We start from the raw sequence: 24581 nt of genomic DNA, 5'->3' as shown, positions 1-24581 counted from the left end.
AAGAGGTTTTGCCTGTTGAGGAGGGGCCCACCACCCCCCTACCCACCAGTAGCAAAATCGCGGTACCGTCGACCAGCCCCCGCCCGTTTCATGTGAAGGACCAAGTCAGTGCGCGAGTTCACCGTTCCCGCCCTGGTGGAAGTGCCCGACTCCGTGACGACGACCGACACGGTCTTCGAACGCGCCGCGCGCAACCCCGGCCAGATCGCCTTCCGGCGCCCGTCCGCGTCCGGCTGGGAGTCCGTCTCCATCGGCGCCTTCAGGGACGATGTGGTACGGCTGGCCAAGGGCCTGATCGCGCTGGGCGTCCAGCCCGGCGACCGCCTGGGGCTGCTGTGCCGCACCCGCTACGAGTGGACGGTCGTCGACTACGCGATCTGGACCGCGGGGGCCGTGACCGTCCCGATCTACGAGACCTCCTCGGTCGAGCAGATCTCCTGGATCCTGTCCGACTCCGGCGCCACCGGGATCTTCACCGAGACCACCGCCCACGAGGCCTCCGCCCGCGAGGCCGGGGCCGAGCGGACCTGGGTGATCGACGAGGGCGGCCTGGCCGAGCTGGCCGCCGCGGGCGAGCAGATCACCGACGAGCAGGTGGAGGAGCGCCGCACGTCCCGGCACGGAGGCGACCTCGCCACGCTGATCTACACCTCCGGCACCACCGGGCGGCCCAAGGGCTGCGAGCTGACCCACGCCAACTTCACCGAGCTGTGCCGCAACGCCGAGGTCGGCGAGCTGGACGAGGTCCTGCGCGCCACCGGCGGCTCCACGCTGCTGTTCCTGCCGCTGGCCCACGTCTTCGCGCGGCTGATCCAGGTGCTGGTCATCGAGGCCGGCGTGGTGCTGGGCCACAGCCCCGACATCAAGAACCTGCTGGACGACCTCGGCTCGTTCAAGCCGACCTTCCTGCTGGCCGTGCCCCGCGTCTTCGAGAAGGTCTACAACGGCGCCGAGCAGAAGGCGATCGCCGGAGGCAAGGGCGGGATCTTCGCCAAGGCGACCGACACCGCGATCGCCTACAGCAGGGCCCTCGACCAGGCCGGCGGCCCGTCCCTGGGGCTGAAGGTCAAGCACGCGGTCTTCGACAAGCTGGTCTACGGCAAGCTGCGCGAGGCGGTGGGCGGCAACGTCACCCACGCGGTCTCCGGCGGCGCCGCCCTGGGCGACCGGCTCGGCCACTTCTTCCGCGGGGTGGGCATCACCATCCTGGAGGGCTACGGGCTGACCGAGACCACCGCCCCCGCCGCGGTGAACACCCCGCGCCACCTGAAGATCGGCACGGTCGGACGGCCGATTCCGGGCACCTCGGTGCGCATCGCCGACGACGGCGAGATCCTCGTCAAGGGCGTCGGCGTGCTGCGCGGCTACTGGAACAACGAGGCGGCCTCCAAGGAGGCGCTGGAGGACGGCTGGTTCCACACCGGCGACCTGGGCTCCCTGGACGAGGACGGCTTCCTGTCCATCACCGGCCGCAAGAAGGAGATCCTGGTCACCGCGGGCGGCAAGAACGTCGCGCCGGCCCCGCTGGAGGACCGGGTCAGGGCCCACCCGCTGGTCAGCCAGTGCCTGGTGGTCGGCGACGGGCGCAAGTTCATCGCGGCGCTGATCACCCTGGACGCCGAGGCCGCGGGCCCGTGGCAGGAGGTCCACGGGCTGGGGGACGTGCCGTTCGCCGAGTTGCGCGAGCACCCGAAGGTCAAGGAGGAGGTCGGCAAGGCGGTCGCCGACGCCAACCTGTCGGTCTCGCGGGCCGAGCAGATCCGCGAGTTCCGCATCCTGCCAGGCGACTTCACCGTGGAGAACGACTACCTCACCCCGTCGCTGAAGGTGAAGCGCCATCTGGTGGTGCGGGACTTCTCGGCGCAGATCGAGGAGATCTACGGCTGATCGCCGCGGCCCGGTACTACGCACGATCTACCTTTTGGCGGTTACGTCCTGGTTCGCCGCCGGGGAGACTGAGGGCACTGGAACCCAGGTTCCCAAGCCCAGAGTCCCGGAAGAGGAGGCTGGTACCGCGATGGCCCGGCTATCACGCAACAAGATCGAAGAGGGCGCACAGGCCGAGAAGCGCCGTTCGGCGAAGAGCAAGATCAAGCGCCAGCCGCAGCCCACGGTCAAGACCGGGCGGCACGAGGCGGTCAAGAAGGCGCTTCCCCTGCGCCGCGGACAGGGCCGCTGACCCGGGAACCGGACCCGGCGGAGAGCGCCGGAGGCCGAGCACACGCTCAGCCTCCGGCGCTCTCCCCTTCGCGCCCCTGCAGCAGGGCGTCCAGCCGGGCCGCCTGCCGCACCCAGGTCCACTCCCGCTCCACCCAGGAACGCCCCTTCGCTCCCATCTCGCGGGCCGTGCCCGGATCGGCCAGCAGTTCGGCGACCCGGGCCGCGACGGACTCCACCGACCTTCCGGGCACCACGACCCCGGTCTCCCCGTCCAGGACCGCGTCGGGCGCACCGCCCGAATCCCCCGCCACCACCGGCAGCCCGGTGGCCGAGGCCTCCAGGTAGACGATCCCCAGCCCCTCGACGTCCAGGCCGCGCCGTCGCGTCCGGCAGGGCATCGCGAACACGTCGCCCGCGTCATAATGCGCGGGCAGTTCCTCCCACGGCACCGAACCGGTGAACACCACCGAGGAGCCGACGCCCATCGCGTCCGCCAGGCCCTCCAGCTCCTTGCGGTAGGGCCCGCCGCCGACCAGCAGCAACGCGGCCTCCGGCACTTCCCGGAGCACCTGCGGCCAGGCGCGGATCAAGGTGTCCTGCCCCTTGCGCGGCACCAGCCGGGAGACGCACACCGCCACGGGACGGTCCTCCAGCCCGTGCCGGCTCCGGATCTCCGCCCCTCCGGCCCCGGCGTGGAAGAGCGTCTCGTCCACGCCCGGCGCCAGCCTCGCCATCCGCGCCGCCGCGTCGGGCGACAACACCGCCGCCATCCGGGACCGGGTGTACTCCCCCAGGTAGGTGAGCACGTCGAGGCCGTCGCCGATGCGGCGCAGCAGCCGGCGCGCCACGGGAAGCTGCGCCCAGGCCGCCTCGTGCCCGTGGGTGATGCCCACGGCGCGCTCCACTCCGTGCCCGCGCAGCGCGGGCGCCAGCAGCCCGAGCGGCGCCGACGCCCCGAACAGTACCGAGTCGCACCCGTGGGAGTCGACGATCTGCTTGGCCCGCCGCAGCACGGACGGCTCGGGCAGCATCAGCGAGGTGGGATGCCGCACCACCTCGAACGGCTGCTCCGCGTCGAAGGCCGCGGCGCCCTTCCACGCCGGCGCGTACACCACCACCGAGCCCTGCGGACGGCGCAGCGCGAGATTGTGCACGAACTGCTGGATCCCCCCGGCTCGCGGCGGGAAGTCGTTGGTCAGGATCAGGGTCTTCATCGCACGTCGCGGCGTGGCGGCTCCTGACCCGGCGGGGAGGAACGCCGCTTCCTTTCTTCGGCCCATCATGGATTGTGCCGGTTAACGGCGTAGTTTCAGATGATTTCAGGGATCATCCCAGTTCCCTGCGCAAGTACTCCCGCCAGGCCCCGGTCAGGTCCGCGGTGCCCAGGACCTCGCGCAGGGCGTCCCGCTCCGATCCGGCCCCCGCTTCCCGGTAGAGCCTCAGCAGCCGGTCCTCACCGTACTCCTCCGCGATCATCCGGCAGGCCAGCCAGGCCTCCTGGTAGGCCTGACTCAGCCGGGGGGAGCCGGTCGCGAAGTCCTCGCGGGACGGCAGCCGCGCGGGCAGCTCACCCCTCCTCACCTCGGCCGCGAGCTCGCGGGCCGCCGAGACGACAGGAGTGCCCGTGTCCAGGTAGGCGACGTGGTCGGCGAACCCCTCCACCAGCCACAGGGGGGTGCGGTCGTCCCCGGCGCTCTCCATCGCCACATGGGTCAGCTCGTGGGTCAGCACCACCCGGCGGCCCACCGGGCTGAGCTTCGGCCAGCTCTCCGGGGAGACGAGGATCCGGGCCTGCCCCGGGCTCCCGTCGGCGTTGCGGGTGGCGGTGGCGACCGCGACGATGCCGTCGAGCGGCTGGCCGCCCGCCAGCTCCTCGGCGCGGTCGGCGTCACCGGGCACGAGCGCCACGGCGCGGCGGGCCCAGCCGGTGCCGACCACGGCGGAGACCGCCGGAACGGAACGGTCGAGCTGGTCGGCGACCTGCTTCAGCGGACCGGTGCCCACGGCCAGCCCGGACCTGCCCCGGACGGCTTCGACGTCGGGGTCCGCCCAGATCTCCGGGGCGTCCCGCAGGTCCCCTCCGTCACCCGTGATCAGCGTGCGCCCGCCCGCCCGTCCCAGCTCCAGGTAGGTGGTGTGCACCACATCCGAGGTGTCGAAGCCGCGGTAGCGGTAGGCCAGCCTCAGCGTGGCCAGTGAACCCTCGATCTTCTCGACGCTCTCCCGCCAGCCGTCGAACGGCAGCCGGGCCAGCGCGGTGAACAGCTCCTCCTGCCGAGCGCGGAAGCCGGGCTCGTCCGGGTGGACCGTGGCGAGGAAACGTTCCGCGTCGTGCTCCAGCACCGCGCGGGAACGGGCTTCGAGCAGTGCCTCCGCCTCCGCGCGGCCGACGGTGGCCGTGGCGGGCGCGGAACCGTCCCTAGAGCTCTGCCGGCAGCCCGCGAGCCCGAGCAGCCCGGCCAGCAGGAACCCCCTGCGGCCGCAGACGGCGCGCTCCGAGGGGCCGGGGAAAGCGGAGGGCCCCGGTACGTCGGCTTCCATGGGGTGCGATCCTACGACCGCACCGGAAACCGGCATACCGGGGCCCTCAGGAGCCGGGTGATCAGCGGGTGAACTCGGGGTAGCCGTAGCCCACGATCTGGGAGGGCTTGCGGTCGCGCTCCAGGACCGCGTTGGAGGTGTTGCCCTCGATGGTCTTGACGGTGCCGCCCTTGACGTCGGCGACGATGCCGACGTGGACGATGCTGTCCAGGTTCTTCTCGCCCTGCCAGTTGAAGAAGACGATGGCGCCCTTCTTCGGGGTGGTGCCCCAGCGCCCCTCCTTCTTGAACCACTTGGCGTGCGCGATGGTCCAGGCGTCCTGGCCGACGGTGTCCTCGGTGCCGGTCTCCTCGGCGACCCAGGAGACGAACATGTTGCACCAGGCGGCCTTCAGGTAGGAGTTGCGGCTGCCGCCGTCGCGCTCGACGGTCTCGGCCGCGCGCTCGGTCTTGGCGTACCACTCCTGGAACTTGGTCTTGCCGGAGCCGTCCTCGCGGATGCCCAGCTGGGTCTTGGCCTTGCTGATGAAGTCGTCGGCGGAGGCGCCCTTGCCGACCTTCTTCTCGTCCGCGTCGGTCTTCTCGGTCTTCTCGGCGGACTCGTCACGGGTCTCGGGGCGCTGCTGCTGCTCCCGGTCGGCGACGAAGTCGGTCTCGGCGGTGGTCAGACCGTCCAGCACCAGGCCGGTGTGCAGGGAGGCGGCGTTCACGTTGCCCTTGCCGGAACCGGAGCCGGTCGCCTCGGGGAGGGTGTTGGCGTTCGCCGCGACGGCGAAGGTGCTGGCGAGGGTGCTTCCGGCGAGCAGGCCGCCCGCGATCTTGGCGGTCAGGGAGAGGTTCTTGCGGTGGTGACGACCGGTCATGTGGTACTCAACTCCTGGTTCCATGCCGCCTACCGGGTTAGCTGACGGATTCGGGCCTGGAATAGCCCTACGACGGCTGGCCGTCGATTCACCCCGTGCCGGTCTGTGCGACCGGCGGTTGGTTCCCCGGCTCCGCTGTGCAGCGGACTCGGCGGGAGGACGGTCCCCCGGAGGGGACCAATCCCGCGTCTGACTTTGTCGGATGTTCCTGCTGGTGGCGGAGCGGAGGGTCCTCCGCCACCGTGGACTGCCTAGTAGGGCCGGACGGCCCCGTTGAAGGTCTGCTTGCGGTACCTGTCGAGAAGTACCTGTCGGACGTGGTCACCGGTGCGCGGCGCGTGGATCATGTAGACCTTCTCGCCCGCCACCTTGGAGACGATGCCCATGTGGCTCCGGCCGCCGTAGAAGAAGACCAGGTCGCCAGGGGCGAGGTCCTTCCACTTGACCTTGGTGCCGACACCTCTGTAGATGGCTCCGGTGGTGCGTGGCAGCTTCACGCCCGCCTTGCGGTAGACGTAGCCCGCAAGCCCGGAGCAGTCGAAGGAGCTGGGACCGGCCGCGCCGTACACGTACGGGCTGCCTTTCTTCTTCTTCGCCCACTTCAGAGCTTCCTGAGCCACCTGCCGGCGCTCGGACCACGATTTCTTCTTCTTGACTTTTTTCGTCTTCTGCACGGTCGCCGCGCTGACCGCCGCTTCCGCGGGAGCCGGCGCCGCCACCACGGGAGTCATGACCGCGGTGGCCGCGAGCAGGCCGGTGGCCAGCTGCGTACGACGAACAGAGGACAGGCGGATGCCAAGATTGCGAGACAGGGGAATCTCCTTCTTCCTGACGTCTACCGGGTTAGCTGACGGGTTCGGGCAGGAAGGTTCGCCCTACGGACGGCTACAGGGATTCACACAGCCGGCCGATTCACCCCGCCGTGCGCATGGCTCACACCCTTTAGGGGTGGTGTGGGGTGCGCTCGGATTGGGTCCCCGGCTCCGCGTGATGACGCGGACTCGACGTTGCCTTCACGGACGAGGGGGCGCGATGAGGCCCCGGACGGGACCCCTGATGGCCCCGGTGTTCGACGGAAGGACACGGATGGACTTGTGACGCCGACTCAAGACGCACTGTCCTACGCTTCACTGCGCGGCTCGGGTGTCTGCCACGACACCGGCTCTCGGATCAGCTGGTCGGCTCAGATCACAGGTTGGCGCCTGGGGGACGCCACCGGTTGGCAACGTTCGGATAACGTCGCGCTTCCACGAAGGTATCAAAGAAACCAGGAAAGGCAAATGCCCCGCAAAGTAGGAAAAGCCCAGGTGAAGCGGGCTTTACCCAGCGGGTGACACAGGTCTCACCCGTGATGACAGGGTTCTGACCCGGGTTAACCCGGTGTTACACCGGGGTTTCGGGGGGCCTCAGGGACGGCCCGCGCCCACGAAACGACCGCGGTAGTAGCCATCAGAGATGCTGACGATCTCGATGTTCCGGCCGGTTCGGGGAGCGTGGATCATCTTGCCGCCGCCGACGTACATGCCCATGTGACCGAGCCCACTGAAGAAGACCAGGTCGCCCGGCTGAAGGTTCGCGTAGGAGACCCGCTTGGAGGCGGTCACCGAGTACTGCGCGGCCGCGTTGTGAGGCAGGGAGACGCCCGCCGCGCCCCAGGCGCGCATGGTCAGGCCCGAGCAGTCGAAGCCGTTCGGCCCCTCGCCGCCGTAGACGTAGGGCTTGCCGAGCTGCTTGTAGGCGTACTCCAGAGCGATCTTGGCCGAGCCGGTGGCCGGTCCGGTGTAGTCGCCGCCCTGCGGGCCCGCCGTGGCGGGGGGGTCCTCTCCGCCCAGCCGCTGCACCAGGGCGCGCTGCTTGGCGATGGCCTTCTCCACGACGGCCTTCTGCTGCCTGAGGTCCTTGGCCTTGGCGTTGACCTTGTCGTAGGCCTCCTGGGCGTGGCCCTTCTCCCGCTCCATGCGCTGGGCCGCGTAGAGGAATTCCTTGATCTTGTCGCCCCGGTTCTGGGAGACGTGCGAGAACATCGACACCTGGTCCAGCACGTCCTGCGGGTTGCCGGAGGAGATCAGCGTCGAGATGTCGCTGATGTCACCGGTCTTGTAGGCGTCGGCCGCCATCTGCACCACGTTCCGCCGGGCGTTGTCGTAGGCGGTGGTCTCGCGGTCCGCCGACTTCTTGGCCGACTCCAGCTTCCGCTTGGCGATCTTGAGCTCGCCGTTGACCTTGTTGAACTTGTCCACCAGCTGCTCGACCTGCTCGTCGAGCTTCTCGAGCTTCTTGCGCGCGGCGGCCGGCGACGGCTCGGCGGGCAGCGCCTGGACGGCTCCGGGAACACTCCAGGAAGCGGTGAGGACCAGGCAGACTGCGGCCATGCGGCGGATCTTCGGACGAGCACTGGCCACGGCTGGGGGACGCCCTTCTGAAAGTTCTTTGTCAGCCGTTGACCTTAGTGATGGGAGGGGTCTTCCTCAACCGAAACCTCTATAAATCACGCTTTTCTCAGAACCTTCATGGCCCTCACTGCACGGGCCTACCGCTCAGAAGCGTCCGAGCCGCTTGAGCAGCAGCGTCGCGGTGGCCGTCCTGCCCCCCGCGCGCCGTGCCGAGGCGGCCACCTCCTGGTCGGAGGAGACCACCACGAAGGGCCGGCCCGGCGGCTCGGCCCGCACCAGCTCGGCGATCAGCTCGTCCGCGATCTGCCCCGGCCGGCTGAAGAGCACCCGCACCCCCCGCGGAGCCTGCACCGCCACCGGGCCGTCCAGCGAGGCGCCGTCGAACACCACCGTGATCTCCGCCTGGGTCTGGGAGTAGAGGCCGCCCAGCCCGTTCACCAGCCTGCTGCGCTGGTCGGCCAGCGGAAGCTCGCCGTAGCCGGTCTTGGTGACGTTGTAGCCGTCGACGATGAGATGAACCTGCGGAACCGTGAGCAGCTCGTTGAACTGCTGGGCGTCCTGCTCCGACAGGGAGCGCCCCGCCGGGACCGCCGGGGCCGCCTCGGCGCCGCTCACGTGATCGGCGGGCTTGGAGATCACCGAGGGCAGGTTCAGCTCCCTGCGCACCCCCTGCGCGGCGTCCACCAGCGTGTCGAGCAGCAGCCGCAGCCGCACGTCGGCCAGGCTGCGGCCCTCGCGCGCGGCCTTGCGGCCGGCCTCCAACGCCGTCTCCGCCGACACCAGCTTGGCCCGCAGCGTCCTGAGCTCCTTCTCCAGACCGCCCAGGGCGGCCAGGTGCTCCTCCCGCTCGGCTCCCCTGCCCCGCTCCAGCTCCGCCAGCCGCTCGGAGGCCTCCCTGGTCCGCCGCCGCTCCTCATGGAGCTTGCGCCGCAGGTCGGCGATCTCGCCCCTGGCGTCCTTGAGCTCGCCGCGCAGCTTGTCCAGCTCCCCGCCCCGGGTCGCCCTGGCCTCGGCCAGCTGCTCCCTCAGCTCGGCGACCGTCCTGGCGGCCTCGGCCTCGTGGGCCGCCTTCAGCGAACGCTCCAGCTCGGCCCGCGCCGTCTCCACGTAGGACGCCCAGCCCTCGGGGCGCAGCAGGTAGGCCAGCGCAGCCAGCCGCACCGGATCCGCGGCGGCGGGCGGCTCCCCCGCCTCCAGGGCCGCCACCAGCTCCGGCTGGCCCTCGCGCAACGGCGCCGTCACCCTGGCCCGGAAGTCGGCGTCGCGCTCCAGCTGGGCGGCGATCGGCACCGCGCCCTGCCTGGCCCGGCTCTGCGGGCGGAACTTCGCCACCCGCCGCAGGGGCACCGGGATCTCCTCGGCCGCGAGCTTGCCGAGCACCTCCGCGGCCACCTCGACCACGTACTGGCGCACCGCTTCGGGAAGCGGTTGCTTGAGGCTTTCGTCCGAGGTGATCGTCCTGCTCCTTCCGTGTGTACAGATTTTGTCACACGGAGCGCCTACGGTGCCGAGCATGCGTTCCGTTCAAGGCAGCCTCGACGATCTCGGCACCCCGCTCAGCGAGGCGACCTTCGTCGTGGTCGACCTGGAGACCACCGGCGGGTCGCCCGCGGACTCGGGGATCACCGAGATCGGGGCGGTCAAGGTCCGCGGCGGCGAGATCGTCGGCGAGCTGGCCACCCTGGTCGACTGCGGGCTGCCGGTCCCGCCCCACATCACCGTCCTCACCGGGATCACCCAGCAGATGCTGGTGGGCGCCCCCGCGGTGGCCGAGGTCGTCCCCACCTTCCTGGAGTTCGCCCGCGGCTGCGTTCTGGTGGCGCACAACGCGCCCTTCGACATCGGCTTCCTCAAGGCCGCCTGCGCCCGGCTGGGCCACCCCTGGCCCGCCTTCCCCGTGCTCGACACCGTCGACCTCGCGCGGCGCGTCCTCACCCGCGAGGAGGTGCCCAACCGCAGACTGGAGACCCTCGCCCGGTTCTTCGGCACCCCCACCAAGCCCAACCACCGGGCGCTGGCCGACGCCCGCGCCACCGTGGACGTGCTGCACGGGCTGTTCGAGCGGCTCGGCGCCTTCGGCGTCACCTCCCTGGAGGAGGCCAGGAGCTTCGCCCGCGCCCCCTCCCCGCAGCAGCAGGCCAAACGCCACCTGGCCGACGACGTGCCGTCGGGGCCCGGCGTGTACTTCTTCGAGGACCACCGGGGCGACATCCTCTACATCGGCAAGAGCGGCGACCTCCGCAGCCGGGTGCGCTCGTACTTCACCGCCGGGGAGACCCGCAAGCGCATCCGCGAGATGGTCGGCATCGCCGAACGGGTGCGCACCATTCCCTGCGCCACCGGGCTGGAGGCCGAGATCCGCGAGCTGCGGCTCATCGCCGAGCACAAACCGCGCTACAACCGCCGCTCCAAGTTCCCCGAACGCGCCCTGTGGCTCAAGCTCACCGACGAGGCCTTCCCCCGGCTCTCCGTCGTCCGCGAGTGCCGCGACGACGGCTGCGCCTACATCGGGCCCTTCTCCTCGGGACGGGTCGCCGAGGAGGCGCGTGAGGCCCTGCGGGAGGCCACCAGGCTGCGCCAGTGCGCCCAGCCTCTCACGCCGCGCCGGATCGCCGAGGGCAAGGCCTACTCCTGCGCCCTGGCCGAACTGGGCCGGTGCGGCGCCCCCTGCGAGGGCCGCGAGAGCGACGAGGAGTACGCCCGGCACGTCGACTCGGTCCGGGAGATGATGGCCCGGGACGTCCACCCCGTCGTCGCCGCGGTGCAGGACAGGATCGAGCGCCTCGCCGCCGAACTGCGCTACGAGGAGGCCGCCGTCCAGCGCGACCGGCTCGCCGCCTTCCTGCGGGCCTCCGGGCGGTTCCAGCGGCTGGCGGCCCTGGCGGACCTCCCCGAGCTGGTGGCCGCCCGTCCCGGCTTCGACGGCGGCTGGGAGCTGGCGGTCGTGCGGCACGGCAGGCTCGCGGCCACCAGCGTCATTCCGCCGCACGCCACCGTCTACGGGCCCTACGTGGAGGCCTGCACGGCCACCGCGCAGACCGTCCTGCCCGAGCCCGGCCGCCGCTACACCGCCTCCTGCGAGGAGATGGAGTGCCTGCTGCGCTGGCTGGACTCCCCCGGCGCGCGGCTGGTCCTGGTGGACGGCGTGTGGAGCTGCCCGGCGGGCGGCGCGGAGCGGCTGAGGGCGTGGATAGAAGGTGCTTATCAGGAGCCGAAGCCCTACGCTGGCCGTCGTGGCGATGCCCCTGTATGACAACCAGCCCACCCGGCGGGCCCCGCTCGTCACCTACGCGCTCATCGCGTTCAACTTCCTGATCTTCCTGATGACCCCGATGGCGACCTTCGGGAACTCCTACGGCAGCCAGCGCGAGCAGATCTGCGACCAGGCGGTCTTCATCCGGGAGTACGGCGCCGTCCCGCAGGAGCTGACCGACAACGAGCCGGTCCCGCTGCCGGGCGTCGTGGTCGTCACCTGCGGGCTGGAGGAAACGGAGGTGGCGGGCAAGAACCCCCTGCTGTCCGCCTTCACCTCCATGTTCCTGCACAGCGGCTGGCTGCACCTGCTCGGCAACATGATCTACCTGTTCGTCTTCGGGCAGGCCACCGAGGACAGGCTGGGCAGGCTGCGCTTCCTGCTCTTCTACCTGGGCTGCGGGCTGGTGGCCGCCTACGGCTTCGCCGTCACCTACCCCGACTCCACGGTGCCCCTCATCGGCGCCTCCGGCGCCGTCGCGGGCGTGCTGGGCTCCCACCTGGTCATGTACCCGCGCTCGCGCACCATCGCCCTGGTCTCCGGGATCATCCCGTTCCGGCTGCCCGCCTGGGTGCTGCTCGGCCAGTTCTTCGTCCTGCAGTGGTTCAGCCTCGGCGAGGCCGACGGCGTCGCCTACGTGGCGCACATCTACGGCTTCGTCGCGGGCGCCCTCCTGGGGCTGCTGGCCCGCTCCCCCAGGGCGGCCCGGCGCGCGGCCGCCCTGCCCGGCCGCCGTTAGGCTCGAAAGACCGCGAAGTCGCCATAGAAGGAGAATCGCCTTGATAACCGCGATCGTGCTCATCCAGACCGAGGTGGACCAGATCAACGAGGTCGCCGAGGCGATCGTGAAACTGGAGGGCGTCAGCGAGGTCTACTCCATCACCGGCGACCACGACCTCCTGGCCATGGTGCGGGTGCGGCACCATGACGAGCTGGCCGAGGTCATCCCGGGACGGATCAGCAAGGTCCCCGGTGTGGTGCACACCGACACCCACATCGCCTTCCGCACCTACTCCCAGCACGACCTGGAGTCGATGTTCTCCCTGGGCCTGCCCGAGGATTGACGTCCTCCCCGCCTTGAAGGGCAGGGGATTCTCCCCTGCTACACCCGTGCGGGTGTGAGCTTGGAGTGGGTTCCTGCTTCGCCGCGCGGTGCCGGGACTGCTCCCGGTCTTACCTGCGCTCCACAGGCGTTTGGTCTGTCCGCCCGTCCGGCGGCCAGGATGTTTCTCGCGGCGTTGACGTCCCGGTCGTGGACGGTGTCGCAGGCGGCGCAGGTCCATTCCCTCACGTGCAGGGGCTTGGGCCCGTCCTTGGCCCCGCACGCCGAGCACACCTGGCTGGTGGGCTCGAACCTGCCGATCTTCGCGAAGTAACGCCCGTGGCGGGCGGCCTTGTACTCCAGCATGTTCACGAACGCCGACCAGCCCGCGTCGTGCACGGACTTGGCCAGCCGGGTGCGGGCCAGGCCGGTGACGCACAGGTCTTCCACGTATACCGCTTGGTTGTCGCGGATGATGCGTGTGGAGAGCTGGTGCGCGAAGTCCCGGCGGGTGTCGGCCACCCTCGCGTGGAGTTTCGCGACGCGGGCACGGGCCTTGGCCCGGTTCGCCGAGCCCTTGGCTTTGCGGGAGAGGGCCTGCTGCGCCTTCTTCAACCGCCGCTCAGCACGGCGCAGCACGCGCGGGTTGTCGATCACGGTCCCGTCCGAGCAGACCGCGAACGACGCCAGCCCCAGATCGATCCCCACCTCCGCCTCCACCGGCGGCAGCAGCTCATCGCAGGTCTGGACGACGAACGAGGCGTAGTACCGATCCGCCGCGTCCTTGACGACGGTGACCGATGAAGGCTCCGAGGGCAGGTCCCGCGACCAGCGGACCTCGACGTCCCCGACCTTCGGCAGGCGCAGCCTCCCGCCCGCCGTGAGCGCGAACCGGGCGTTCCTGGTGAACCGCACCGCCTGCCGGGCATCCTTGCGGGACCGGTACCTCGGCGGGGCGACCTTCGGGCCCTTGCGCCTGCCAGTGAGGGAGGCGAAGAAGTTCCGGTAGGCGGCGTTCAGGTCGGCCAAGGCCTGCTGGAGGACGACGGCGGAGACCTCGCCCAGCCACGCCCGCTCCTCGGTGTGCTTGGCCGCGGTGATGACCAGCCTGGACAACTCCACATCCGAGAGGTACGGCCGCCCGGCCGCGTGCGCATCCCGCCGGGCGCGCAGCCCGTCGTTGAACACCACCCGCGCGCACCCGAACGCCCTGGCCAGCGCTTGCCGCTGACCCGGAGTCGGGTAGAGCCGGAAGTTGTAACGGAGCTGCACACCCAGACCTTACCATCTGTTTGCGATCGGCTACGCTGAGGCATGGAGGCTGGTGGGTGCCGTATTTCCGCGCTCCACGCCCCGGGATCCCCGCCGCCGAGTACCGGCACCCGGTCTTCACCGGTCGGCATCCGGAGCGGCTGGAGGAGATCATTCGAGAGGTGCGCGCGGACTTCGAGACCGACCCGGCGGAGTTCAACGGCGAAAACGACCACGTGCACCTGCCGGTAAACCTCCCGCCCAAGATCGCCCTGTCCCGGCTGGCGAACTCCCTCAAGGGCGTCTCCTCCCCCAGGATGCGCACCGAACTCCCCGACCCGGCCCGCCGCTACCGGCGGGCGAACAAACCGTGGCCGGGCTCCTGCCTCGCCGGGTCGGTCGGCGGCGCACCACTCAGCGCCCTGCGCCAGTACATCGAGCAGCAGCACAGACCCGGTGAGAGCACGCTCGGATCCGGCGGCCCTCCCACCCGGGCCTTCACCCCCGGCCTGAAGGCCGGAGCACTGGCCCGCACCTCGGTAGCCGACGCCGCCGCACCCCGGACGAACGAGAGGGAGCCCGCCACCTTCCGGTGACGGGCTCCCTCTCGGCGGTCGTGTGGCAACCTCGCCTCAGCGGGTGAGCTCCTTGCGGCTCTCGTCCTCGACGAGCTCCTTCTCGTGGTGCTCGTGCGGGTGGCCGTCGCCCTCGATCGGGATCGAGTCGGAGTTCCACCACATGTTCAGCCGGGTCCGCAGGTGGCCGATCGGGCCCTTGGAACCCTTGGCCGGCACCCCGTTGGCGTCCACCGCGGGCAGCGGCGGGCGCGGCTCCTCCTTGGAGGTGATCTTGGCGATCTCCGCGGCGGAGGGGACCCGGTGCACCTCCTCGAACTTGCCCTCGGGGCTCATCGTGATGATGCCGGCCTCGTAGCCGTGCGCCATCGTCGCGGCGTCGCTGCGCTGGAGGCCCAGGCAGATCCGCTTGGTGATGATGAACGCCAGGACCGGGCCGATGAAGATGGCGAACCGGAAGAACCACGTCGTGGCGTACAGCGACACGTGGAACCTCTCGGAGATGACGTCGTTCGCGCCGGCCAGCCAGAGCAGGCCGTAGAACGTGATCATCGCCATGCCGGCGCTGGTGCGGGTCGGCGCGTTGCGCGGGCGGTCGTTGACGTGGTGGTACCGGTGGTCGCCGGTGATCCAGCGCTCCAGCCAGGGCCAGATCGCCGCGCCCGTGAACACCAGGCCCAGCGGCACCAGCGCCGGGATCAGCACGCTCAGGCTGAGCGTGTGCCCGAAGAGCACGATCTCCCACGGCGGCATGAGCCGCAGCGAACCTTCCAGCAGACCCATGTAGAAGTCGGGTTGGGAGGCGGCGGAGATCGCCGACGGGTCGTACGGGCCGAACAGCCAGACCGGGTTGATCTGCGCGAAGGTGCCCATCAGCGCCAGCACCGCGAAGGTGAACAGGAAGTAGGCGCCGCTCTTGCCCAGGAAGACCGGGTAGAACGGGTAGCCCGTCACCTTCTGCTCGGTGCCGCCGGTGCCCGGCATCTGGGTGTGCTTCTGGTGCCACATGATCATCATGTGCGCGGTGATCAGCGCCAGGATGATGCCGGGGACCAGCAGGATGTGCAGGGTGAACATCCTGGGGATGATGTCCTCGCCGGGGAATTCCCCGCCGAACAGGAACATGTACCCGTAGGTGCCCACCAGCGGAATCGCCTCGAGCACACCCTGGGTGATGCGCAGACCGGTGCCCGACAGCAGGTCGTCCGGCAGCGAGTAGCCGAACAGGCCCTCGAGCATGCCCAGCGTGAACAGGCCCAGGCCGATGAACCAGTTGAACTCGCGCGGCTTGCGGTAGGCGCCGGTGAAGAACACCCGCAGCATGTGCGCCATCAGGGACGCCATGAACAGCAGGGCCGCCCAGTGGTGGATCTGCCGCATGAGCAGACCGCCGCGGACGTCGAAGCTGATGTGCAGGGTCGAGGCGTACGCCTCGGACATCAGCACCGTCTTGAGCGGCTCGTAGGAGCCGTCGTAGTGCACCTCGAGCATGCTCGGCTTGAACCAGAGTGTGAGGAAGGTGCCGGTCAGCAGCAGGATGATGAACGAGTAGAGCGCGATCTCGCCGAGCAGGAACGACCAGTGGTCCGGGAAGACCTTCTTGACGTTCCGCTTGAGGAAGTTACTCGAACCCAGCCTGTCGTCGATGTGGTTCAGCGGCCCGGAGACCGCCTTGGGCAGGGATGTGTCAGCCATGATCAGCCACGCTCCCAGTAGCTCGGGCCGATGGGCTCGGGGAAGTCTCCCGTGGCGATCAGGTACCCCTCGTCGTCGACGGCGAGCGGCAGCTGAGGCAGCGGCCGGGCCGCCGGCCCGAAGACGACCTTGGCGCCGTCGGTGGCGTCGAAGGTCGACTGGTGGCACGGGCACAGGATGTGGTGCGTGGTCTGCTCGTACAGGGCCGCGGGGCAGCCGACGTGCGTGCAGATCTTGGAGTACGCGATGATCCCGTTGACGGTCCAGTTCTCCTGGCCCTTGATCGGCTTGATCTTGTCAGGCTCGATGTTGATCAGGATGGTCGACGCCTTGGCGATCTGGGTCAGGGCGCCGTCTTCGTGGTGGATGCCCTCGGGCAGCACGGTGATCATGCCGCCGGGCGTGTTGAAGTCGGCCGCCTTGATCGGGGCGCCGTCGGGGCCCGCGTCGAGGACGACCCGGACGCCCTTCTTGCCGGCCTTCTTGGCCTCGGCCACGGCCTTGCCCCAGTAGGTCATGCGCAGCCGCTTCTCCGGCAGCGGACCGAGGTCGCGCAGCAGGAACAGCGGAGCCAGGCCCAGCGGGGCCGCGGCCAGCAGCAGGGTGCGGCGCAGCAGCGGACGCTTGGTCAGACCGCTGTCGAGCGCGCCCTGCTTGAGGTCCTGGGCGAGGGAGGAGCGGGTCTCCTCGTCCGTGGCCAGGTCGTAGCGCGCCTGCTCGATCGGCGCGCTGGTCATCAGCTTGCGCATCCAGATCGTGACGCCGATGCCTATCGCCAGGAACGAGAGCGTCATCAGGCCGCCGAGCCAGAGGTTGCTCTCCCTGGCCCGCTCGATGCCGTGCATGCCGCCGTCGCGGCCGCTCCATCCCACGAAGTAGACCATGAAGCCGACGCTCGCGGCGAAGGCGATCAGGAAGAACAGAGCGACGACCCGCTCGGTCCTCTTGGCCTTGGCCTCGTCGAGCTCGGTGCCCGGCTTGTAGTCCTCGCCGTCACTTCCGCCGGACGCCAGCAGCGTGCCGGACTTCACCGGGGCCGGCGTGCCGATGACACGCTCGGGCCCGGCGGGTGCGGTCTCGTTGGTTTCGTCACTCATGACTTCTTCAGCTTCTTCGGCTTCTTGGCGGTGATCCACATCGCGCAGAGGACGAGCAGGCCGATGCCCACCAGCCAGGCGGCGAGACCCTCGGAGACCGGGCCCATCCGGCCGAGGCCGTTGCCGCCCGGGTTGGGCTCGGCGCGGACGGTCTCGATGAACGCGATGATCGCGGCCTTGTCCTGCGGGGTCAGCGTCGTGTCGTTGAAGACCGGCATCGCCTGCGGACCGGTGAGCATCGCCTCGTAGATCTGGACCGGCGTGGTCTGGTGGAGGTCAGGCGCGTACTTGCCGCCGGTCAGGGCGCCGCCCTGGCCGGTGAAGTTGTGGCACTGCGCGCAGTTGGTGCGGAAGAGCTTCCCGCCCAGCGCCACGTCGCCGCCCTCAGGAACTTCGGGAACGCCCGGTCCTCCACCCAGGGACTGGATGTAGGCGGAGACGGCCTCGACGTTCTTGTGGTCGTCGAACGGAGCCACGACCTTCTTGCGCGGGACCTGGGCCGCCATGGTCATCGCCGGCATGCGGCCGGTGGTGATCTGGAAGTCGACCGCGGCCGCGCCGACGCCGATCAGGCTCGGTGCCTTCTGGCCCTTGGCGTCCTTGGTGCCCTCGGCGTTGAGGCCGTGGCAGCTGGCGCAGTTCTGGTTGTACAGCTCCCGGCCCTTGGCCAGGTCCTGCGCCTGGGCCTGGGTACCGGTGGCCTCGGCCTTGTCGGTCGCGGGCGACAACCCGGCGTAGATGACGCCGATCGCCACAAGGGCGGCGAGCATGACGGCGTAGCCCGCCCAGGAGCGTCGGCGCCATGCAGTGAACCTAGTCACGGATGGTCCCCGTTATCTGATCAGGTAGATGGTCGCGAACAGGCCGATCCAGACCACGTCCACGAAGTGCCAGTAGTACGAAACGACGATCGCGCTCGTCGCCTGCTCATGTGTCCAGCGCTTCGCGGCGTACGTGCGTCCCAGAACCAGCAGGAACGCCACCAGACCTCCGGTCACGTGCATGCCGTGAAAGCCGGTGGTCAGGTAGAAGACCGAGCCGTAGGCGTGCGCGGAGAGGGTCATGCCCTCGTGGATCAGCTCTCGGTACTCGATGAGCTGGCCGATCACGAAGTAGAGACCCAGGACGAAGGAGATCGCGAACCAGAAGCGCATCTTCCGACGACGCACGTCGTCGGGCAGACCGCGCTTCTCGACGGCGAAGACGCCCATCTGGCACGTCACCGAAGAGATGACGAGGACCACCGTGTTGAGCAGCGCGAACGGCAAGTTCAACTCGGCCTGGGGCCATTCCCCGCCGGCGCCCTTGGTCACCGACCGGATGGTGAAGTACATCGCGAACAACGCCGCGAAGAACATGAGCTCAGACGACAACCAGACGATCGTCCCCACGTTGACGAGGTTGGGACGATTCTCCCGCTCGCCAAGCGGTGTTGTCTTAATCGCGGATGCTGTTGCCACGGGCAGCATTATTACGTCACCCGGCCGCCACCCTGCACCGGACCCCCTGTTAGAGACCGATCCTTGGGTCACGATTGGAACTTCGCCACCTACCCCTACGTTTCACCACGTAGGCCTCCTTGGCGGAATGTATCGCATTCGTCACGATCTACTACTCTCCGTTCGCACGGGCCCCGCCTTCGCACCACGCGGCCTCCGGGCGGCCACCCTTTGTCCGGCCAGGCGGAAGCGGTACCCTCTCGGGCATGAGCGCCACCCAGTCCGCCGAAAACCCGGCCCCCCCGGTGAAGGTCCTCGTCTACAGCGACGACGCCGGCGTCCGCGAGCAGCTCCGGTTGGCCATCGGCCGCCGGCCCGCCATGGATCTGCCCCCGCTGGAGTACGTCGAGTGCGCCACCCAGCCCGCGGTGGTCAGGCTGCTGGACGAGGGCGGCTTCGACCTGGTCGTCCTGGACGCCGAGGCCCAGCCCGCGGGCGGGCTCGGCGTGTGCCGCCAGGCCAAGGACGAGGTCTACGACTGCCCGCCGATGCTGGTGCTGATCGCCCGGCGCGACGACGGCTGGCTGGCCACCTGGTCGCGGGCCGAGGCCGTGCTCACCCAGCCGCTGGACCCGATGGCCGCAGCCCAGACCGCGGCGGGTCTGCTGCGCACCCGACTCAACGACCGACTGCCGGTTCTCTGACCCTGACGCGAAAGAGGCCTCACGTGGCTGCCCGTACGACCTGGCCCTCCCTGCTCAACGCCCTGCTCGACGGGCAGACGCTGTCCTCCGCCGAGGCCGAGTGGGCGATGAGCCAGATCATGGCGGGCGCCGCCACCGACGCCCAGATGGCGGGCTTCGCGATCGCGCTGCGGGCCAAGGGCGAGACGGTCACCGAGATCGCCGGCATCGCCGAGGGCATGCTGGCCAGCGCCACCCCCTTGGAGCTCCCCTCCGACGGCGTCGTCGACCTGGTGGGCACCGGGGGCGACCGCCACCACACGGTCAACTTCTCCACGATGGCCGCCATCGTGGCCGCCGGGGCCGGGGTCCGCATCGCCAAGCACGGCAACCGGGCCGCCTCCTCCGCCTGCGGCACCGCGGACGTGCTGGAGGCGCTGGGCGTGGTGATCGACCTGCCGCCGGAGAAGACCTCGCAGGTGATCCAGGAGGCCGGGATCGGCTTCCTCTTCGCCCCGCTCTACCACCCGGCGATGCGCTACGCCGGCGGGGTGCGCAAGGAGCTGGGCACCCCCACCTTCTTCAACTTCCTCGGCCCGCTGACCAACCCGGCCCGGCCCCGCGCCATGGCCGTCGGCGTCTTCCACCAGCGCATGGCCCCGGTCGTCGCCGGGGTCTTCGCCGAGCGCGGCTGCTCGGCCCTGGTCTTCCGCGGCGAGGACGGCCTGGACGAGCTGAGCACCACCGGCCCGTCGACGGTGTGGTGCGTGCGGGAAGGGCGGGTGGAGGAGACGCTCTTCGACCCGGCGGAGCTGGGCATCCCCAGATCCACGCTGGAGGACCTGCGCGGCGCGGACGCGGAGTTCAACGCCGGGGTCGTGCACCGGGTCCTGGCGGGCGAGAGCGGCCCCGTCCGGGACATGGTCCAGCTGAACGCGGCGGCGGCCCTGGTCGCCGCCGAGGGAGCCCCCGGCGCCGACCGGCTCCTTCCCGCGCTCAAGGCCGCCTACGAGCAGGCCGGCGAGACCATCGACTCCGGTGCCGCCCGCTCACTGCTGGAACGCTGGGTGACGGTCTCGCAGCGGCTCAGGGACTCCTGAGCTCCTGACGGCTCTCTGTGACGTCCGAGGAGCCGACCGGGGCCCGGGTGCCCGCCGTGGCCGTGGAGTCCTTCAGCGGCCCGGTGGTGAAGCCCTGGGCCCTACTGCCCTTCAGCCACTCCTTCCAGCCCAGCTGCCAGTAGCCCCAGCCGTTCTCCGGCTCGAGCTCCCGGTCCGTGCCGGTGATCACCACGGGGTCGCCCCGGTGGCTGATGTTGTGGAACCACTTGCCGTTCGCCGGCGAGAGGTTGATGCAGCCGTGGCTGACGTTGGCGCGCCCCTGGGAGCCCACCGACCAGGGCGCGCTGTGCAGGTACTCGCCGCTGTTGGAGATCCGGACCGTCCAGTTGACGTTCTGCCGGTAGTAGCCCGGCTGGCCGGGCCCGATGCCGGGAGAGGTCATGACGGTCATGTACTCCTTCTCCATGGTCAGGTGGATCCCGTTGGTGGTGGTGTACTTGCGGACCCCGCCCTTGCCCATGCTCGCGGGCATCGTCCGCACCGTCCTGCCGTTGCGCTTGACCACGACCCGGTGCTTGCGGGCATCGCCGATGCTCTCGATGCGCTCGCCGACGTTGAACTCCAGGTCGACGTCCCTGGCGCCGTAGTGCTTCCCCGCCAAGGGCACTCCGGTCAGATGACCGACGACCCTGACCCTGGTGTAGGCGGGCCAGTACTCCTTGGGACGGAAGATGACGTTCTGGTCGTCGAACCAGCGCCAGGCACCCTCGACCGGCTTGGAGCTGCGCACCTCCAGCGCCCGCTCCACCCCCTCCTTGTTGGTGACGGCGCGGTCGAACCCGATCTTGACCGCCATCCCCACCCCGACGACCTCGCGGGGGGAGGGGAACAGGACCGTGCTCTCCACGGTCTGCTTGGGGCGGGTGGTGGTGAAACTCCCGCCGCCCGTCTGGATCTGCCCGTCGGTGCCGAGCGCCGCCGCCCTCACCCGGTACCTGCTGCCGGGGACCAGCGGGAACCGGGAGGTCCAGGTGCTGCCGTCGTCGGCCATGACGCCCTCGACCGCCGTGCCCTTCTGGTCCCTGACGGTGACGTCCTGGAGCGTTCCCTCGTCGGCCCTCACCACGATGGGGGTGTCGGGCTTCACCGCGACGCCCGCCGGTGAGATCACGACTCCGGCCCGAGGGGGGAGCGGCTTGTCCTGCGAGCAGCTGGCCAGCAGCGGGGCCAGGAGCAGTCCCGCGGCTCCCGCCCTCGACACGGTGCGGTAGACCGGCACCGAACCTCCCGTTGTCATCCCGTTCCGGGCCCCGAAGACCCCGAACGCCCCCGAAGATCACAGAGAAGCGGACGAACACCACTTCTGTGCTCTTGGCTACCCGCGCGCACCGGTGAGGGAAACCTCACCGGGTGAGCATCTCATAACGGAATGCGATTATGCCGAAGGCCGGTGCGCTCCCGCTCGGGAGCACACCGGCCTTCGGTCGATATCTCTTTACGCCTCGACGTACTGGCCCCGGTAGTACTCGAAGACCAGTCCGATCACGGACATGACGAGGCAGGCGGCGGACAGCAGCACCAGCCACCAGCCGAACACCAGGCCCAGGCAGAGGCCCGCGGCCGAGAGGCCCACGAACAGCGGCCACCAGCTGTGCGGGCTGAACTCGCCCACCTTGCCGGCCAGGTCGGCGATCTCGCCGGTCTTGTCGTCCTCGGGCAGCTCGCCGCCCTTGAGCTTCTCCAGCCGGTTGACGGTGAAGTGGGCGTAGAAGCCGATCATGAAGGCGAGACCGACGGACATCGCCAGGGCGGTGGTGCCCGTCCAGTCACCGGAGAAGAGCCAGTAGACGACGTCGGTGATCAGGAAGAAGATCCCGCACCCGTAGAACATGTAGGCCTGGATGCGCATCGATCAGCCCTCCAGCTTCTTCGTCGACACCGTCTGCACGCTGAACTTCTCCGCGGCACGCTGCGCCTCCGCGGCGTGGTGCAGGTCGAAGGCCGGCCGCTCGGAGCGGATGCGCGGGATGGAGTTGAAGTTGTGCCGCGGCGGCGGGCAGGAGGTCGCCCACTCGAGGGAGCCTCCGTAGCCCCACGGGTCGTCCACGTTGACCTTCTTGCCCTTCTTCCACGTGATGTACAGGTTGTAGAAGAACGGCAGCATCGAGACGCCCAGCAGGAACGAGCCCAGAGTGGACAGCTCGTTCAGGCCGGTGAACTCCGAGGCGTAGTCGGCGTAGCGCCGGGGCATGCCGGCCGCGCCCAGCCAGTGCTGGACGAGGAAGGTGGTGTGGAAGCCGATGAACAGGATCCAGAAGTGGATCTTGCCCAGGGTGTCGTTGAGCATCTTGCCGGTGAACTTGGGCCACCAGAAGTAGAAGCCCGCGAACATCGCGAAGACGACGGTACCGAAGATCACGTAGTGGAAGTGCGCCACCACGAAGTAGGAGTCCGACAGCTGGAAGTCCATCGGGGGCGAGGCCAGCATGACGCCGGTCAGACCGCCGAAGAGGAAGGTGACCAGGAAGCCGACCGAGAAGAGCATCGGGCTCTCGAAGGACAGGTGTCCCCGCCACATCGTGCCGATCCAGTTGAAGAACTTCACACCGGTGGGCACCGCGATGAGGAACGTCATGAACGAGAAGAACGGTAGGAGCACCTGACCGGTCACGAACATGTGGTGCGCCCAGACGGTGATCGACAGACCGGCGATCGCGATGGTCGCGCCGACCAGGCCGATGTAGCCGAAGACCGGCTTGCGGCTGAACACCGGCAGGATCTCCGTCACGATGCCGAAGAACGGCAGGGCGATGATGTACACCTCGGGGTGGCCGAAGAACCAGAAGAGGTGCTGCCAGAGGATCGCGCCGCCGTGGGCGGAGTCGAAGACGTGCGCGCCGAACTTGCGGTCGGCGAACAGGGCCAGCATCGCCGCGGCCAGGACCGGGAAGGCCAGCAGGACGAGGATCGAGGTCAGCAGGACGTTCCAGCTGAAGATCGACATCCGGAACATGGTCATGCCCGGGGCGCGCATGCACAGGATCGTGGTGATGAAGTTGACCGAGCCCAGGATGGTGCCCAGACCCGACAGCGACAGGCCGATCACCCACAGGTCGCCGCCGAAGCCCGGAGTGCGGGTGGCGTCCGACAGCGGCGTGTAGGCGAACCAGCCGAAGCTGGCGGCGCCGTCAGGGGTGAGGAAGGCGGCGAGCACGACCAGGCTGCCGAACAGGAAGAACCAGAACGCCAGCATGTTCATGCGCGGGAACGCCACGTCGGGTGAACCGATCTGCAGCGGCATGATGACGTTGGCGAAGCCCGCGAACAGCGGGGTCGCGAACATCAGCAGCATGATCGTGCCGTGCATGGTGAAGAGCTGGTTGAACTGCTCGTTGGTCACCACCTGCATGCCGGGCTTGTACAGCTCCGTCCTGATCACCAGAGCCATCACGCCTCCGATGAGGAAGAACACGAAGGAGGTGATGAGGTACATGTACCCGATGACCTTGTGGTCGGTCGACGTCATCCAGTTGACGATCAACCGCCCCTTGCTGGTGTGAGGCTGTTCCGCGGGGGTGAGCGCGGGCCTCTCTGAGATCGCGGTCACTGCGCGCCTCCAGACTTCTGCTGGGCCACGAAGTCGTCGAACTCGGCCTGCGTGACGACCTTCACCTGGAAGAGCATCCGGCTGTGGTCGAGGCCGCAGAATTCGGCGCAACGGCCTTCGTACGTCCCGACCTTGGTCGGGCGCAGCTCGAACTTGTTCACGTATCCGGGAACGACGTCCTTCTTGTAGATGAAGGCGGGAACCCAGAAGGAGTGGATGACGTTGTCCGACTTGAGGTTGAAGCGGATGGTCTTGTCCACGGGAATGACCAGGACCGGCTTCTGCCCCTGGGCGGTGCCGCCCGGAGCGTCGGGGCTCGTCGGGGTGCCGACGATGCTGATCGGCGAGCCGTCGGCCTTCTTGTAAGTGTCGCCGAGGTAGTCGAACTGCCAGCTCCACTGGTAGCCGATCACGTCGACCGTCACGTCGGGCTTTTTGGTGATCTTCTCGACTTGGGCCTCGTCACGGGCGGTGTAGAAGAACAGCACACCGATGATGACGAACGGCACTGCGGTGTAGAGAATCTCGACCGGCAGGTTGTAACGCACCTGCGCGGGCAGACCTTCCTCGCCCTTCCGCTTGCGGTGGAACAACACGGCCCAGATGATCAGGCCCCAGACGATCACACCGATGATGATCGCCGCGATCCACGCGCCCTGCCAGAGCGAGAGCATGCGGTCGCCCTGCTCGCTGGCGGGGTCGGGGTACCCAATGCGCTTCCACTGTTCAGCGTCACAGGCGGTGGCGGCCATCGCCAGCAAAGCCAGCGTGGTCGCGCTTCTCAGCGCTCGGCGGCCACGCACTGGCGTACGCCGCTCCCTAGAGCGGGTCGGACTCACGGATTGCCTTCCCCACAGATGAAGCCCGGGAGCCATCCCGGGCGGCTGCATTCAAATAGATCCTCGTTTGGTGGACACATTAG

At 69.2% G+C, this 24581-nt stretch carries 23 protein-coding genes and 2 riboswitches; of the genes, 8 read left to right on the top strand and 15 right to left on the bottom strand.

All coding sequences use genetic code 11. The features are described 5' to 3' along the window. Positions 1–108 precede the first annotated feature (108 nt). Together ABGB12_RS08420 and ABGB12_RS08415 are read left to right on the top strand one after the other, a co-directional pair. Entirely contained in the window at positions 109–1887 is a 1779-nt protein-coding gene (locus tag ABGB12_RS08420) for an AMP-dependent synthetase/ligase (RefSeq protein ID WP_347675704.1), read from the top strand. 130 nt (positions 1888–2017) lie between these two features. After that, complete coding sequence (locus ABGB12_RS08415; RefSeq protein WP_347675703.1) at positions 2018–2179, top strand: hypothetical protein; 162 nt, start codon at positions 2018–2020, stop codon at positions 2177–2179. A gap of 46 nt (positions 2180–2225) precedes the next feature. Here ABGB12_RS08415 and ABGB12_RS08410 read toward each other — a convergent pair whose 3' ends face one another. The 6 genes from ABGB12_RS08410 to ABGB12_RS08385 form a co-directional block, all read right to left on the bottom strand. After that, positions 2226–3374: a glycosyltransferase family 4 protein gene (locus tag ABGB12_RS08410; RefSeq protein WP_347675702.1), complete on the bottom strand. Its 1149-nt coding sequence runs from the start codon at positions 3372–3374 to the stop codon at positions 2226–2228. 112 nt (positions 3375–3486) lie between these two features. After that, positions 3487–4701, bottom strand: coding sequence for a hypothetical protein (locus ABGB12_RS08405; RefSeq protein WP_347675701.1), 1215 nt, complete (start codon positions 4699–4701; stop codon positions 3487–3489). Positions 4702–4762: 61 nt separating this feature from the next. Next, positions 4763–5563: a CHAP domain-containing protein gene (locus ABGB12_RS08400; protein ID WP_347675700.1), complete on the bottom strand. Its 801-nt coding sequence runs from the start codon at positions 5561–5563 to the stop codon at positions 4763–4765. A 9-nt stretch (positions 5564–5572) separates the two neighbouring features. Continuing rightward, a riboswitch (cyclic di-AMP (ydaO/yuaA leader) is annotated at positions 5573–5727 on the bottom strand. Between the two features lie 87 nt (positions 5728–5814). Beyond that, entirely contained in the window at positions 5815–6183 is a 369-nt protein-coding gene (locus ABGB12_RS08395) for a C40 family peptidase (RefSeq protein ID WP_347675699.1), read from the bottom strand. Positions 6184–6380: 197 nt separating this feature from the next. Beyond that, positions 6381–6580: riboswitch (cyclic di-AMP (ydaO/yuaA leader) on the bottom strand. A gap of 389 nt (positions 6581–6969) precedes the next feature. Further along, positions 6970–7935 (bottom strand): NlpC/P60 family protein, encoded by a 966-nt coding sequence (locus tag ABGB12_RS08390; protein WP_347675698.1) that lies wholly within the window; start codon positions 7933–7935, stop codon positions 6970–6972. Positions 7936–8100: 165 nt separating this feature from the next. Then, the gene (locus ABGB12_RS08385; RefSeq protein WP_347675697.1) at positions 8101–9369 is read right to left on the bottom strand and encodes an NYN domain-containing protein; all 1269 of its coding nucleotides are present in this window, start codon (positions 9367–9369) and stop codon (positions 8101–8103) included. Between the two features lie 100 nt (positions 9370–9469). Here ABGB12_RS08385 and ABGB12_RS08380 point away from each other — a divergent pair, with 100 nt between their 5' ends. Genes ABGB12_RS08380 through ABGB12_RS08370 form a run of 3 tightly spaced genes read left to right on the top strand, consistent with a single transcriptional unit; the run spans position 9470 to position 12273 of the window. Further along, positions 9470–11209, top strand: coding sequence for a DEDD exonuclease domain-containing protein (locus tag ABGB12_RS08380; protein ID WP_347675696.1), 1740 nt, complete (start codon positions 9470–9472; stop codon positions 11207–11209). Then, the gene (locus ABGB12_RS08375) at positions 11196–11948 is read left to right on the top strand and encodes a rhomboid family intramembrane serine protease (protein WP_347676114.1); all 753 of its coding nucleotides are present in this window, start codon (positions 11196–11198) and stop codon (positions 11946–11948) included. Before ABGB12_RS08380 ends, ABGB12_RS08375 begins: the two co-directional genes overlap by 14 nt. A 40-nt stretch (positions 11949–11988) precedes the next feature. Next, a complete protein-coding gene (locus ABGB12_RS08370) occupies positions 11989–12273 on the top strand; it encodes an Lrp/AsnC ligand binding domain-containing protein (protein WP_347675695.1) in 285 nt (94 codons plus the stop codon). 38 nt (positions 12274–12311) lie between these two features. Here the strand turns inward: ABGB12_RS08370 and ABGB12_RS08365 are convergent, their stop codons facing one another. Next, the gene (locus ABGB12_RS08365; protein ID WP_347675694.1) at positions 12312–13523 is read right to left on the bottom strand and encodes an RNA-guided endonuclease TnpB family protein; all 1212 of its coding nucleotides are present in this window, start codon (positions 13521–13523) and stop codon (positions 12312–12314) included. Positions 13524–13579: 56 nt separating this feature from the next. Between ABGB12_RS08365 and tnpA the strand changes: the two genes are divergently transcribed. Further along, a complete protein-coding gene (gene tnpA, locus ABGB12_RS08360; RefSeq protein ID WP_347675693.1) occupies positions 13580–14098 on the top strand; it encodes an IS200/IS605 family transposase in 519 nt (172 codons plus the stop codon). Positions 14099–14134: 36 nt separating this feature from the next. Here tnpA and ABGB12_RS08355 read toward each other — a convergent pair whose 3' ends face one another. Genes ABGB12_RS08355 through ABGB12_RS08340 form a run of 4 tightly spaced genes read right to left on the bottom strand, consistent with a single transcriptional unit; the run spans position 14135 to position 18338 of the window. Continuing rightward, positions 14135–15772, bottom strand: coding sequence for a ubiquinol-cytochrome c reductase cytochrome b subunit (locus tag ABGB12_RS08355; protein WP_347675692.1), 1638 nt, complete (start codon positions 15770–15772; stop codon positions 14135–14137). Positions 15773–15774: 2 nt separating this feature from the next. Beyond that, positions 15775–16869: a Rieske 2Fe-2S domain-containing protein gene (locus ABGB12_RS08350; protein WP_347675691.1), complete on the bottom strand. Its 1095-nt coding sequence runs from the start codon at positions 16867–16869 to the stop codon at positions 15775–15777. Beyond that, the gene (locus ABGB12_RS08345; protein ID WP_347675690.1) at positions 16866–17690 is read right to left on the bottom strand and encodes a c-type cytochrome; all 825 of its coding nucleotides are present in this window, start codon (positions 17688–17690) and stop codon (positions 16866–16868) included. The genes ABGB12_RS08350 and ABGB12_RS08345 overlap by 4 nt, the downstream gene beginning before the upstream one ends. Positions 17691–17702: 12 nt before the next feature. After that, complete coding sequence (locus tag ABGB12_RS08340) at positions 17703–18338, bottom strand: heme-copper oxidase subunit III (RefSeq protein ID WP_347675689.1); 636 nt, start codon at positions 18336–18338, stop codon at positions 17703–17705. Positions 18339–18574: 236 nt separating this feature from the next. Here ABGB12_RS08340 and ABGB12_RS08335 point away from each other — a divergent pair, with 236 nt between their 5' ends. Next, a complete protein-coding gene (locus tag ABGB12_RS08335; protein ID WP_347675688.1) occupies positions 18575–19012 on the top strand; it encodes a hypothetical protein in 438 nt (145 codons plus the stop codon). Between the two features lie 23 nt (positions 19013–19035). Beyond that, entirely contained in the window at positions 19036–20091 is a 1056-nt protein-coding gene (gene trpD / locus ABGB12_RS08330; RefSeq protein ID WP_347675687.1) for an anthranilate phosphoribosyltransferase, read from the top strand. Here trpD and ABGB12_RS08325 read toward each other — a convergent pair. The 4 genes from ABGB12_RS08325 to coxB form a co-directional block, all read right to left on the bottom strand. Beyond that, positions 20078–21331, bottom strand: a complete 1254-nt coding sequence (locus ABGB12_RS08325; protein ID WP_347675686.1) for an Ig-like domain-containing protein — start codon at positions 21329–21331, stop codon at positions 20078–20080. The genes trpD and ABGB12_RS08325 overlap by 14 nt on opposite strands. Before the next feature lie 216 nt (positions 21332–21547). Further along, the gene (locus ABGB12_RS08320) at positions 21548–21961 is read right to left on the bottom strand and encodes a cytochrome c oxidase subunit 4 (RefSeq protein WP_347675685.1); all 414 of its coding nucleotides are present in this window, start codon (positions 21959–21961) and stop codon (positions 21548–21550) included. Between the two features lie 3 nt (positions 21962–21964). Continuing rightward, positions 21965–23578, bottom strand: coding sequence for a cytochrome c oxidase subunit I (gene ctaD / locus ABGB12_RS08315; RefSeq protein ID WP_347676112.1), 1614 nt, complete (start codon positions 23576–23578; stop codon positions 21965–21967). Between the two features lie 77 nt (positions 23579–23655). Beyond that, entirely contained in the window at positions 23656–24498 is an 843-nt protein-coding gene (gene coxB / locus ABGB12_RS08310; RefSeq protein WP_347675684.1) for a cytochrome c oxidase subunit II, read from the bottom strand. Positions 24499–24581: the final 83 nt, after the last annotated feature.

The sequence above is a fragment of the Actinocorallia sp. B10E7 genome, assembly GCF_039871655.1.
GTDB lineage: Bacteria > Actinomycetota > Actinomycetes > Streptosporangiales > Streptosporangiaceae > Actinocorallia.
This window is presented reverse-complemented; position numbering and strand designations above follow the sequence as displayed.

Excerpts from the sequence above, each read along its gene's own strand:
- ABGB12_RS08375 (WP_347676114.1), top strand. The coding sequence starts at position 11,196 with ATGCCCCTGTATGACAACCAGCCCACCCGGCGGGCCCCGCTCGTCACC.
- ABGB12_RS08390 (WP_347675698.1), bottom strand. The coding sequence starts at position 7,935 with ATGGCCGCAGTCTGCCTGGTCCTCACCGCTTCCTGGAGTGTTCCCGGA.
- ABGB12_RS08355 (WP_347675692.1), bottom strand. The coding sequence starts at position 15,772 with ATGGCTGACACATCCCTGCCCAAGGCGGTCTCCGGGCCGCTGAACCAC.
- ABGB12_RS08415 (WP_347675703.1), top strand. The coding sequence starts at position 2,018 with ATGGCCCGGCTATCACGCAACAAGATCGAAGAGGGCGCACAGGCCGAG.
- ABGB12_RS08320 (WP_347675685.1), bottom strand. The coding sequence starts at position 21,961 with ATGCGCATCCAGGCCTACATGTTCTACGGGTGCGGGATCTTCTTCCTG.
- ctaD (WP_347676112.1), bottom strand. The coding sequence starts at position 23,578 with ATGACGTCGACCGACCACAAGGTCATCGGGTACATGTACCTCATCACC.
- ABGB12_RS08410 (WP_347675702.1), bottom strand. The coding sequence starts at position 3,374 with ATGAAGACCCTGATCCTGACCAACGACTTCCCGCCGCGAGCCGGGGGG.
- ABGB12_RS08350 (WP_347675691.1), bottom strand. The coding sequence starts at position 16,869 with ATGAGTGACGAAACCAACGAGACCGCACCCGCCGGGCCCGAGCGTGTC.
- ABGB12_RS08340 (WP_347675689.1), bottom strand. The coding sequence starts at position 18,338 with ATGCTGCCCGTGGCAACAGCATCCGCGATTAAGACAACACCGCTTGGC.
- ABGB12_RS08380 (WP_347675696.1), top strand. The coding sequence starts at position 9,470 with ATGCGTTCCGTTCAAGGCAGCCTCGACGATCTCGGCACCCCGCTCAGC.
- ABGB12_RS08335 (WP_347675688.1), top strand. The coding sequence starts at position 18,575 with ATGAGCGCCACCCAGTCCGCCGAAAACCCGGCCCCCCCGGTGAAGGTC.
- ABGB12_RS08400 (WP_347675700.1), bottom strand. The coding sequence starts at position 5,563 with ATGACCGGTCGTCACCACCGCAAGAACCTCTCCCTGACCGCCAAGATC.
- ABGB12_RS08405 (WP_347675701.1), bottom strand. The coding sequence starts at position 4,701 with ATGGAAGCCGACGTACCGGGGCCCTCCGCTTTCCCCGGCCCCTCGGAG.